The following is a 254-nucleotide window of genomic DNA, read 5'->3' on the forward strand; positions in this document are numbered from 1 at the left end:
TGGATCCAGATCGCGCAGGTCGGCTCCGTGCCGGCGGGCCAGGACCCGAAGGTCGAGCCGCTGCAGCGGGTCACCGAGCGGCTGCAGCTGGTGCCGTTCCAGAACCAGGTGCTGGCCAGCGCCGGCTACGCGAAAACCACGCCGGTGGCGCGGCTCTACCGCAACAGCCTGAAGCTGGAACCGATGCTCTACGCCGGCTCGCTGGTCAAGCTGACCGTGCGCGCCTACTCGCCCCAGCAGGCCGGCGAACTCGC

The 254-nt window shown here is 70.5% G+C and carries 1 pseudogene; it reads left to right on the forward strand.

Features of this window, described 5'->3' with window-relative positions:
- A pseudogene (locus UUA_RS19655) lies at positions 1 to 254 on the forward strand (Wzz/FepE/Etk N-terminal domain-containing protein); the annotation flags it as partial.

The organism is Rhodanobacter thiooxydans LCS2 (genome assembly GCF_000264375.1).
GTDB classification, from domain to species: Bacteria; Pseudomonadota; Gammaproteobacteria; order Xanthomonadales; family Rhodanobacteraceae; genus Rhodanobacter; species Rhodanobacter thiooxydans.